9 protein-coding genes and 1 riboswitch are annotated in these 10,153 nt (G+C 73.3%); of the genes, 4 read left to right on the top strand and 5 right to left on the bottom strand.

Annotated elements, in window-relative coordinates:
• Nucleotides 1–72 precede the first annotated feature (72 nt).
• A complete protein-coding gene (locus ABD993_RS04135; protein WP_345412802.1) occupies nt 73–402 on the bottom strand; it encodes a YiaA/YiaB family inner membrane protein in 330 nt (109 codons plus the stop codon).
• A gap of 80 nt (nt 403–482) precedes the next feature.
• Nucleotides 483–580: riboswitch (glycine riboswitch) on the top strand.
• Between the two features lie 144 nt (nt 581–724).
• Here ABD993_RS04135 and gcvP point away from each other — a divergent pair.
• The gene (gene gcvP, locus ABD993_RS04130; protein WP_345412800.1) at nt 725–3,577 is read left to right on the top strand and encodes an aminomethyl-transferring glycine dehydrogenase; all 2,853 of its coding nucleotides are present in this window, start codon (nt 725–727) and stop codon (nt 3,575–3,577) included.
• Here gcvP and ABD993_RS04125 read toward each other — a convergent pair.
• The 3 genes from ABD993_RS04125 to ABD993_RS04115 form a co-directional block, all read right to left on the bottom strand.
• Complete coding sequence (locus ABD993_RS04125; protein WP_345412837.1) at nt 3,565–4,359, bottom strand: 3-methyladenine DNA glycosylase; 795 nt, start codon at nt 4,357–4,359, stop codon at nt 3,565–3,567. The two genes, gcvP and ABD993_RS04125, sit on opposite strands and share 13 nt — an antisense overlap.
• A 92-nt stretch (nt 4,360–4,451) precedes the next feature.
• Nucleotides 4,452–5,498 (bottom strand): hemolysin family protein, encoded by a 1,047-nt coding sequence (locus ABD993_RS04120; RefSeq protein WP_345412799.1) that lies wholly within the window; start codon nt 5,496–5,498, stop codon nt 4,452–4,454.
• Complete coding sequence (locus ABD993_RS04115; RefSeq protein WP_345412796.1) at nt 5,491–6,819, bottom strand: hemolysin family protein; 1,329 nt, start codon at nt 6,817–6,819, stop codon at nt 5,491–5,493. Before ABD993_RS04115 ends, ABD993_RS04120 begins: the two co-directional genes overlap by 8 nt.
• A gap of 321 nt (nt 6,820–7,140) precedes the next feature.
• Between ABD993_RS04115 and coaA the strand changes: the two genes are divergently transcribed.
• Both coaA and ABD993_RS04105 read left to right on the top strand, forming a co-directional pair.
• On the top strand, nt 7,141–8,130 hold the full coding sequence (gene coaA / locus ABD993_RS04110) for a type I pantothenate kinase (protein ID WP_345412794.1): 990 nt from the start codon (nt 7,141–7,143) through the stop codon (nt 8,128–8,130).
• Between the two features lie 53 nt (nt 8,131–8,183).
• The gene (locus ABD993_RS04105; RefSeq protein WP_345412793.1) at nt 8,184–8,642 is read left to right on the top strand and encodes a MarR family winged helix-turn-helix transcriptional regulator; all 459 of its coding nucleotides are present in this window, start codon (nt 8,184–8,186) and stop codon (nt 8,640–8,642) included.
• Here the strand turns inward: ABD993_RS04105 and ABD993_RS04100 are convergent.
• Entirely contained in the window at nt 8,639–9,424 is a 786-nt protein-coding gene (locus ABD993_RS04100; RefSeq protein WP_345412792.1) for a DUF427 domain-containing protein, read from the bottom strand. The two genes, ABD993_RS04105 and ABD993_RS04100, sit on opposite strands and share 4 nt — an antisense overlap.
• Before the next feature lie 124 nt (nt 9,425–9,548).
• Between ABD993_RS04100 and ABD993_RS04095 the strand changes: the two genes are divergently transcribed.
• A complete protein-coding gene (locus tag ABD993_RS04095) occupies nt 9,549–10,037 on the top strand; it encodes a MarR family winged helix-turn-helix transcriptional regulator (protein WP_345412790.1) in 489 nt (162 codons plus the stop codon).
• Nucleotides 10,038–10,153 lie beyond the last annotated feature (116 nt).

Below are 10,153 nucleotides of genomic sequence, written 5' to 3'. Positions count from 1 at the left end.
ATCCAGCACGAGGCATGGCCGGAAAACTACACCAGTGTCACTCTAACTGAACGGTATTGCTCCTAACCCGAGTCAGGCTGCGGGGCGGAAGGGGTCGTGGTCGGCCAGGAGGCGTTCCAGGCGCGCCTGGTCGACGCGGGAGAGGACCGTGTTGCGTTCCTGCTTGTCGCGGACCGTCTTCGCCAGGGTGAAGGCGCTCGTGGTCACGTAGAGGACCGCCACCGCCAGGAAGGCTCTCACCCAGGGGTCGGCGGGCAGGTAGATCACGCCCACCACGACCGCGGCCAGGGCGATGCCGAAGGACAGCACCGCCTGCAGGTGGAAGGCCGCGGAGACGGAGCCGGCGGAGTCGACCATCAGGCCTCCGGTGGGGGAGTTCGTCGCGCGCTCGTCGCTGCTCATGGTCGAAGTCTGGGCGTGATCCGTGGCGCTGTCCTCGGTGGAACTACGGGAGATGCGGCTAGGCTGTGTCGCGTAGTCGCCGATCCCACGCGGGAGAGACCCGGTCGCACGTGAGCCGGGCGCCGAAGGAGCAAATCCTCCCCGGAACCTCTCAGGCACCCGAGACCGCGTGGGCGAGACGCCTCTGGAAAGCGACGCCTCGGCGTCCGCCGACGGGGAAAGCCCTGGCCGACGGGGCGAATCTCTCAGGCGCCCGGACCGGGCATCGACAGAGGGGGAGGGCAGCACCGCCGTCCTGCCCGCCCTGTGCCTCGGAGGTCCCGTGACCGACCGTCCCACCCTCGCCGAGCTCGTCGACCCGCCGTTCGCCGACCGTCACGTCGGGCCCCGGCCCGCGGAGCTGGAGCGGATGCTCGCCGCCATCGGCGCCGGGTCGCTGGAGGAGCTGGGGGAGCGCGCGCTGCCGCCGTCGATCCGCGACTCGGCCCCGGTGCCGACCTCCATCCCGGAGGCGGCGTCCGAGACCGAGATGCTGGCGGAGCTGCGCGAGCTCGCCGACCGGAACACCGTGACCGTGCCGATGATCGGGCTGGGCTACTCCGGCACCGTCACCCCGCCGGTGATCCGCAGGCACGTGCTGGAGAACCCGGCCTGGTACACGGCCTACACGCCGTACCAGCCCGAGATCAGCCAGGGCCGCCTCGAGGCGCTGCTCGCCTTCCAGACCATGGTCGCCGACCTCACCGCGCTGCCCATCGCGGGCGCCTCCCTGCTGGACGAGGCCACCGCGGCCGCCGAGGCCATGACCCTGCTGCGCCGGGCGGGCCGGGCGAAGTCGGCCCGGTTCGTCGTGGACGCGGACACCCTCCCGCAGACGCTCGACGTCCTGCGTACCCGGGCCGAGCCGCTCGGGATCGAGCTGGTCGTCGCCGACCTCGCCGAGGGGCTGCCCGAGGGCGAGCTGTTCGGGGCGCTGCTGTCGTACCCGGGTGCGTCGGGCCGGGTCCGCGACCTGCGCGCGGTCGTCGAGGAGGTGCACACCCGGGGTGGGCTCGTCGCCGTCGCGGCGGACCTGCTCGCGCTCACGGTGCTGACCCCGCCCGGCGAGCTCGGCGCGGACGCCGCGGTCGGCACCACCCAGCGCTTCGGCGTGCCGCTGGGCTTCGGCGGTCCGCACGCGGGCTACCTGTCCGTGCGGCAGGAGTTCGCCCGCCAGCTCCCGGGCCGGCTCGTCGGCGTCTCGCGGGACGCGGACGGCAACCCGGCGCTGCGGCTGGCGCTGCAGACCCGCGAGCAGCACATCCGCCGGGAGAAGGCCACGTCGAACATCTGCACGGCGCAGGTGCTGCTCGCCGTCGTCGCCGCCTGTTACGCGGTCTACCACGGACCCTCGGGGCTGACCCGGATCGCGCGGCGGACCCACCGCTTCGCCTCGCTGCTGGCCGAGGGGCTGCGCGCGGGCGGGGTCGAGGTCGTGCACGCGGACTTCTTCGACACCGTCGTCGCGCGGGTGCCCGACGCGGACGCCGTGGCGGACGCCGCGCACGCCGCGGGGATCGCCGTCCGCCGGATCTCCGCGGACACCCTGGGCCTCTCCTGCTCGGAGCTGACCACGGTGGCGCACCTGGAGGCCCTGTTCACCGCGTTCGGGGTCACCGCGTCGGTGGCCGAGCTGGACGCCGCGACGGACGACGCCCTACCCGCCGCGCTGCGCCGGGAGTCGGAGTTCCTCACCCACCCGACCTTCCACGAGCACCGCTCCGAGACCGCGCTCATGCGCTGGCTGCGCCGCCTCGCCGACGCCGACCTCGCGCTGGACCGCACGATGATCCCGCTGGGCTCGTGCACCATGAAGCTCAACGCCACGGCCGAGATGGAGCCGATCACCTGGCCCGAGTTCGCGGACCTGCACCCCTTCGCGCCCGCCGCGGACGCCGCGGGCACCCTGGAGATGATCAGCCGGCTGGAGCGCTGGCTGGCCGAGCTGACCGGGTACGCCGCGGTGTCCGTGCAGCCCAACGCGGGCAGCCAGGGCGAGCTCGCCGGGCTGCTGGCCATCGCGGCCTACCACCGCTCGCGCGGGGAGTCCGAGCGGACGGTGTGCCTGATCCCGTCGAGCGCGCACGGGACCAATGCCGCGTCGGCGGTCATGGCCGGGATGCGGGTCGTCGTGGTGGGCACGGACGCGCTCGGGAACGTCGACCTGGACGACCTGCGGGCGAAGATCGACTCGCATCGGGACACACTCGCCGCCCTGATGATCACCTACCCCTCGACGCACGGGGTGTACGAGACGGACGTGCGGCTCGTCTGCGAGGCGGTGCACGAGGCCGGCGGGCAGGTCTACGTCGACGGGGCGAACTTGAACGCGCTGGTCGGGCTCTCGCGGCCCGGGGCGTTCGGCGGGGACGTCTCGCACCTCAACCTGCACAAGACCTTCTGCATCCCGCACGGCGGCGGCGGGCCGGGCGTCGGGCCGGTGGCGGTCGCCGAGCACCTCGCCGAGTTCCTACCGGGGCGGGGGACGGTCGGTGCGGTGTCGGCGGCGCCGCACGGCAGCCCGGGCGTGCTGCCGATCTCGTGGGCCTACATCCGGATGATGGGGGTGGACGGGCTGCGTCGGGCCACCCTGACCGCGGTCGCGGCGGCCAACTACGTCGCCGCGCGGCTCGGCGAGCACTACCCGGTGCTCTACGCGGGCGCCGAGGGGTTGGTGGCCCACGAGTGCATCCTCGACCTGCGGGGGATCACCAAGGAGTCGGGTGTCACCGTCGACGACGTCGCCAAGCGGCTCGCCGACTACGGCCTGCACGCCCCCACGATGTCCTTCCCGGTGGCGGGCACGCTGATGGTCGAGCCGACCGAGAGCGAGGACCTCGCCGAGATCGACCGGTTCGTGGACGCCATGATCGGCATCCGGGAGGAGATCCGGCGGGTGCAGGCGGGGGAGTGGCCGGTGGAGGACAACCCGCTGCGCGGGGCGCCGCACACCGCGGCGTCGCTGGTGGACAAGTGGGACCACCCCTACTCCCGCGACATCGCCGCCTATCCGAACGGACTGACCCCCGGCGTCCACGACCGGAAGGTCTGGCCGCCGGTCCGGCGGATCGACCAGGCCCACGGGGACCGCAACCTGGTCTGCTCCTGCCCGCCGATCGAGGCCTACAGCAGCTGACCGCAGAGGTCCAGGAGCCGGACGCGCAGCGGGGCGGCGCGCCCGGCGAAGGACTGCTGGGCGCGGGCGTACTCGGCGCGGCCCTCCGGCGTCTCGATCCGGACCGGCTCGTAGCCGTGGGCGGTGAGGTCGTACGGGCTGGCACGCATGTCCAGCTCCCGGACCTCCGCCGCGAGGGCGAAGCAGTCCCCGAGCAGCTCCGCGGGGGTGGCGGGCAGCAGCTTGTAGGCCCACTTGTAGAGGTCCATCGTCGCGTGCAGGCAGCCCGGCTGCTCCAGCGCGACCTGGTCCTCGCGGGTCGGCTGCAGCCGGTTGAGCGGGCGGGCGGCGGGGGTGAAGAACCGGAAGGCGTCGTGGTGGGTGCAGCTCACCGGCATCGACTCGACGACGGCGTCGGTGCCCGCCGAGCCCAACCGCAGCGGCACGGCGTCGTGTCGGGGCCGGTCGGTGCGGTACACCATCGCCCACTCGTGCAGGCCGAAGCAGCCGAACCGCCCCGGGCGGGCGGCGGTGCCCGCGACCAGGCCGTGGACGAACCCTGCGGTCCGGCGGAGCCGCTCGGGGAGCAGGGCGGGGTCGAGGACCAGCCCGTCGCCGTCCGCGCGGTGGCCGGGGCGCTCCGCGAGCTCCCGCGTGTCGCCGAGCAGCCGGATCCCGGGCCCGGGCTGCCACTGCTCCAGGTGCTGCGGGCGCAGCGAGTAGTAGGTGAACAGGAAGTCCTCGACGGGATGGGCCTCGCGTCGGCTCCGGCGCTCCCGGTGGGGGAGTGTCCAGCGCTCCATCCGGGCCCGGTGCGCCGCGGCCCGGGCGCGCCATTCGCGCTCGCCGAGCTCCCTCACCCCCGCCCGCACGGCGAACGACTCTACGCGGGGGCTCAGGAGCCGTTGGTGTGGGTGGCGTCCCGGACGGTGCCGACGTAGTGCTCGATGAGGTCCTCCATCGCCACCATCCCCACGGTCGCGCCGCCGCGGTCCACCGCGCGGGCGAGGTGGGCGCGGGTGTCCCGCAGGGCGGCGACCGCCTCGTCCAGGCGGGCGTCCGCGGGGATCTCGGGCAGGCCGCGGGTGCGCCCCGGAGGGATCACCGCCGCCGGGTCGTCCACGACGTCCAGGATGTCCTTGATGTGCAGGTAGCCGGTGAACCGCCCGTCCGCCGCGCGCAGCGGGAACCGGGAGAAGCCGGTGGCCGCCACCGCCTGCTGCACGTCCCCGACCGTGGGCCGGACCGGCAGCGAGATCAGCTCGGCGGAGGGCACCAGCACGTCCGCCACGGTGGCCTCGGCCGAGCGCAGCGTGCGGGAGATCCGGGTGGACTCCTCGTCGTCCAGCAGGCCCTCGCGCTGGGAGTCGGCGATCATCTCGGACAGCTCGCCGGAGGTGAACGCGGCCTCGAGCTCGTCCTTCGGCTCGATCCGCAGCAGCCGCAGGGTGCCGTTCGCCATCAGGTTGAACAGCTCGATGAACGGCCGCATGACCATGGTGAACACCAGGAACGGCGGCACGAGCAGGATCGCCGCACGTTCCGGGCCCGCGATCGAGATGTTCTTGGGCACCATCTCGCCGAGCAGGATGTGCGCCACCGACACGAGCGCCAGGGACACGGCGAAGGCGATCGGGTGCAGGATCGCCGCGGGGGCGCCGAGCGCGTCCAGCGGGGTCTCGATCAGGTGGGCGACGGCGGGCTCGCCGAGCCGGCCCAGCAGCAGCGAGGCGATGGTGATCCCGAGCTGCGACGCGGCCAGCATCCGGGAGAGGTCACCGGTCGCCCGGAGCACGGTGCTCGCCCCGTTGACCCCCGCGTCCGCCATCGCCTCCAGCCGGTCCTTGCGCGCGCTGATCAGCGCGAACTCGGCCATGACGAAGAAGGCGTTCGCCGCCAGCAGCGCGACCGCGGCCAGCAGCGCGAGCAGGTCGCTACCCACGGGAGGCCACCTGCCCCGCGAGCCTGGCGAGCCGCAGCTCCGCCACCCGGTTGCGGTCGCGGCGCATGACCGTGATCCGCCAGCCGTCCACGGTCACGTCGTCCCCCACCTCCGGGATCACCCCCAGTCGCTCCAGGACGAGCCCGGCGAGTGTCTCGTACTCGCCCGCGGGCATCCGGAACCCGGTCGCCTCGTTCACCTCGTCCGCCCGCATCAGGCCCGAGACCAGCCAGGAGTCGCGACCGAGCGGGCGCACCCCGGCCTGCTCGGCGCGGTCGTGCTCGTCCCGCACGTCCCCGACGATCTCCTCGATCAGGTCCTCGAGCGTGACCAGCCCCGCGGTGCCGCCGTACTCGTCCACGACGACCGCGGTCTGCAGCCCGGACTCGCGCAGCCGGGAGAGCAGCTCGTCCCCGTCGAGCGAGGCGGGCACCGTCTCCGCGGACCGGACCAGGGCGCGGACCGGGGTCGTGGCCCGCTCCTCGGGCGGCACCCCGAAGGCCTGCTTGAGGTGCACCAGGCCCAGCACGGTGTCCGGGTCGCCGTCGTCCACCGGGAAGCGGGAGTGCCCGCTGCGCCGGGCCAGGCTGATCAGATCGGCCACCGACTCGTCCGCATCCAGCGTGTCGACGCGCACGCGCGGGGTCATCAGGTCCTCGGCGACGCGGTCGGTGAACTTCAGCGAGCGGTCGAGCAGCTCGGCGGTGCCCTCGTCGATCGTGCCGTGCTCCGCGCTGGACCGGACCAGGGAGCTCAGCTCGCGCGCGGACCGCGCCGAGCGCAGCTCCTCCGCGGGCTCGACGCCGAGCCTGCGCACGATCGCGTTCGCCGAGCGGTTGAGCAGGTCGATCAGCCAGCGGAAGGCGCGGGCGAACCCGCTCTGCAGCCAGACGACCGCCCGGGCGGTGGCCAGCGGCTTCGCGATGGCGATGTTCTTGGGCACCAGCTCGCCGAACACCATCGACAACGTGGTGGCGATCAGCAGCGACGCGATGGTGGCGATCGTGGCGGACGCCCCCTCACCCACGCCGAGGCCCTCCAACGCGGGCCGGATCAGCTCGGCGATCGCGGGCTCGGCGATGTACCCCGTGGCCAGCGTGGTGACCGTGATCCCGAGCTGGCTGCCCGACAGCTGGAACGACAGCGCCCGGTGCGCCTTCTGCACCGCGCGGGACCGCCGGTCGCCCACCTCGGCGACGTGCGAGTCCACCTGGCTGCGCTCCAGCGCGGTGAGGGAGAACTCCGAGGCGACCGAGACGGCGGTACCCAGGGTCAGCGCCGCGACCGCGAGCAGCCCCAGCACGGAGAGCAGGATCGTCATGACGGGACGAGCGGGGACACGGGATGTGCTCCAGGTGGCTGAGGGGATCGGGCGCGAGTCTAGGCACTCCCGCGGTCCGGTTACCCGCTGATCTCGGACATGCAGCGCATCGTGCCCCAGACCACAGCCGTCCCGACGGCCCGCGCCGTTCCGCCACGCCGTCGGGGAGCCGTCCTGGAGTGGTCCACAGCACGTCCACGCGTCGAACCCCGGTGACGCGGTCTAGGTTGGACCACCATCGACCGAGAGATCTTCCGTGGCGAACGGCCGGGGGCCGAAGCGGGCCACCCGAGCCCGACCTCTCACAGGAGCGAGGACGCGATGCCCGCGACGGCGCAGGCCACCGACCGTATCCCCGCGAGCCCGCCCACCGCGGGTCCGCGGTCCGGCGGCCACTCGCCCTTCGTCGACTTCGACCGGGAGTCGTGGGCGCGGCTGGGGGAGACCAGCCCACTGCCGCTCACGGCGGCGGAGCTGGAGCGCGTCCGGTCCCTGGGCGACGACATCGACCTCGACGAGGTCCGCCAGGTCTACCTGCCGCTGTCCCGGCTGCTCAACCTGCACGTCCAGGAGGGCGGACGGCTCTACCGGGCCTATCGGACCTTCCTCGGCGGCACCGCGGCCCGCACCCCGTTCGTGATCGGCGTGGCGGGGTCGGTGTCGGCGGGCAAGTCCACCACCGCCCGCCTGCTGCGGCTGCTGCTCGCCCGCTGGCCCCAGCACCCCCGCGTCGAGCTGATCACCACCGACGGGTTCCTCCACCCGAACGCGGTGCTGGAGCGGCGCGGGCTGATGCAGCGCAAGGGGTTCCCGGAGTCCTACGACCGGCGCAAGCTGCTCCGCTTCGTCACCGACGTGAAGGCGGGGCGGGCCGAGGTCACCGCGCCGGTCTACTCCCACCTCGTCTACGACATCGTGCCGGACGAGCGGCTGGTGGTCCGGCGGCCGGACATCCTGCTGATCGAGGGTCTGAACGTCCTGCAGCCCGCCACGGCGAACTCGGCGCTGGCGGTCAGCGACTTCATCGACTTCTCCGTCTACGTCGACGCCGCGCCCGCCGACCTGCGCCGCTGGTACGTCGACCGGTTCCTCAAGCTGCGCGAGACCGCCTTCCGGGACCCGGCCTCGTACTTCCGCCGCTACGCCGAGCTGGACCACGACGACGCGATCGCCCACGCGGAGAACATCTGGGCCACCATCAACGGCCCCAACCTGGAGCAGAACATCCTGCCGACCCGCAGCCGGGCCAGCCTGGTGCTGACCAAGGGCCCGCACCACGACGTCCGGCGGATCCGGCTGCGAAAGGTCTGAGCCGACCCTGACCGGGCGCGATGGTCCCGGGTGGAGGGTGGCAGGATGGGCGGATGACCGCGGAGCACGTCCCGCAGCCACCCGTCGACGACCTGCTCACCGAGGAGGCCACCCGGCTGCGGCTCGCGGTGGGCAGACTCAACCGGCGCATCCGGATCGACGGCGGCGACTCGCTTCCCCCGCTGCAGCTCTCGGCGCTGTCCACGGTCGCCCTGCACGGCCCGCTGCGGCTCTCCGAGCTGGCCCGACGCGAGGCCGTGACCGCCCCGACGATGTCCCGGGTGCTCGGCTCGCTGGACGAGCAGGGGCTGGTGGTGCGCACCTCGGACCCGCAGGACGCCCGGGGTGTGCTGATCACGCTCTCGGACAAGGGGCGCGCGCAGCTCACCGAGATCCGCACCCACCGCACCGCCCTGGTCGCGCGCAGGCTCGGCAGGCTCGACGCCGCCCAGCGCGAGGTGATCCGGGCGGCGCTCCCCGCGATCGAGGCGCTGCTCGAGGACGAGGACTAACCCTCGACCACGCGCACGGCGTCCCCCCAGAAGCTGAGCAGGCCTGCGACCCGGGTGGACTCGGGCAGCGGGTCGGGGTACTCCCAGGCGATGTCGGCGACCTCGGTGCCGTCCGGCAGGGTCGCCGTCCAGTAGCGGGCCTCGCCCTTGTACGGGCACCGGGACCGGGTCTCCGACGCGGCCAGCGGCAACCACACGGCCTCCCGCGGCAGGTACCAGCGGTTCGGCAGGCCGGTCTCGCTGAGCACCGTCGGCGAGTCCGAGGCCGCGACCAGGACGTCTCCGTGCCAGACCTCGACGTGGCGGCTCGTGGGTCGCACGTCCACCCGGGTGAACGGGTCGGTGAGGTGGGCGTAGACCCGTTCGTCCTCGTCGTACCAGGCGTCCGCGGCGGACCAGTAGAGCGCGGCGTAGCCCTTCAGCCACGGTGCCCGCTCCGTCGGCTCCGGGTAGGACCAGACCGCGTTCTCGACGCGCCGGTCGCCCACGACGAGGGAGTGGTAGCTCGCGTCCCCCTTGAACGGGCAGTGCGTGTGGTGGTCCGTCGGCTCGAGGACCTCGGGATCGAGGTCGGCGAAGGGCACGTAGAGCACCGGCAGCAGGGCGGTCTCGTGGACGAGCATCCCGTCGACGGTGTCCAGCACCGTGCGGCCCGCGACCTCCGCCCGGATCCGGCGGGGGAACGGCTGCGCGAACAGCTTGTGCGCGGGGCCGTCGACGACGTAGTTGACGGTGGTCGGCGGGTGCGGAGCGAGCGGTCCGTCGGCGCGGGTGAGTCCCATGTCACGGCCAACCCCCACAGCGGGACGGGCATTCCCCCATACTGGTTGCATGGTGCAACGTTGTGGCGGGCAATTCAGGTACGATCGATTCGTCCCCTTCTGTCTGGTTTCGAGAGGTGAGCCCGTGAGTTCGATCACCGGTCCGGTGGTGTCCGAGGAGGGCCTGGACTCCCTGCACCGCCTCGAGCACGAGATCACCGTGCTGATCCGGCGGACCGTCGAGCCCGTCTGGGCGGGCGGCTACGGCGCGCACGAAGCGGTCGACCGGTACACCTATCCGGTGCTCGCGGCGCTGGACGAGAACGGCGAGCAGTCGCTGACCGTCCTGACCGGGCGGCTCGGGGTCAGCAAGCCGACGGCGAGCAGGCAGGTCTCGCGGCTGTCGCGCGCGGGGTTGGTCGACGTCCGGCCGGACGTGCGGGACTCCCGCTCCGTCGTCGTGTCGCTCACGCCGGAGGGGCTCGCGCAGCGCGAGGTCGTGCGCCAGGCCCGGCTGCGGCCGTTGCACGCCGTGCTGGAGGGCTGGCCGCAGGCGGACCGGGAGACCCTGGGGACCCTGCTGGAGCGGTTCAACATCGACCTCGACGACTTCCGCGAGCGCGGGGGACGCTAGGGCATGTCTCCCACTGGGGACACCGCCGCTCCCGGCGCCCACGCCGCCCCATCGGGAGACACGACCTCGGCCCGACACGCGGAGGGACCCGCCGCGCCCGACACGGCGCGGGCCGG

The organism is Pseudonocardia xishanensis (genome assembly GCF_039541715.1).
Classification (GTDB): Bacteria; Actinomycetota; Actinomycetes; order Mycobacteriales; family Pseudonocardiaceae; genus Pseudonocardia; species Pseudonocardia xishanensis.
Note: the sequence above shows the minus strand (reverse complement) of the source record. Positions and strands in the feature narration are given on the sequence as shown.

What these genes read in the sequence shown, in the direction of transcription:
- ABD993_RS04135 (WP_345412802.1), bottom strand. Translation starts at nt 402, where the DNA reads ATGAGCAGCGACGAGCGCGCGACGAACTCCCCCACCGGAGGCCTGATG.
- ABD993_RS04125 (WP_345412837.1), bottom strand. Translation starts at nt 4,359, where the DNA reads ATGGAGCGCTGGACACTCCCCCACCGGGAGCGCCGGAGCCGACGCGAG.
- ABD993_RS04115 (WP_345412796.1), bottom strand. Translation starts at nt 6,819, where the DNA reads ATGACGATCCTGCTCTCCGTGCTGGGGCTGCTCGCGGTCGCGGCGCTG.
- coaA (WP_345412794.1), top strand. Translation starts at nt 7,141, where the DNA reads ATGCCCGCGACGGCGCAGGCCACCGACCGTATCCCCGCGAGCCCGCCC.
- ABD993_RS04105 (WP_345412793.1), top strand. Translation starts at nt 8,184, where the DNA reads ATGACCGCGGAGCACGTCCCGCAGCCACCCGTCGACGACCTGCTCACC.
- ABD993_RS04100 (WP_345412792.1), bottom strand. Translation starts at nt 9,424, where the DNA reads ATGGGACTCACCCGCGCCGACGGACCGCTCGCTCCGCACCCGCCGACC.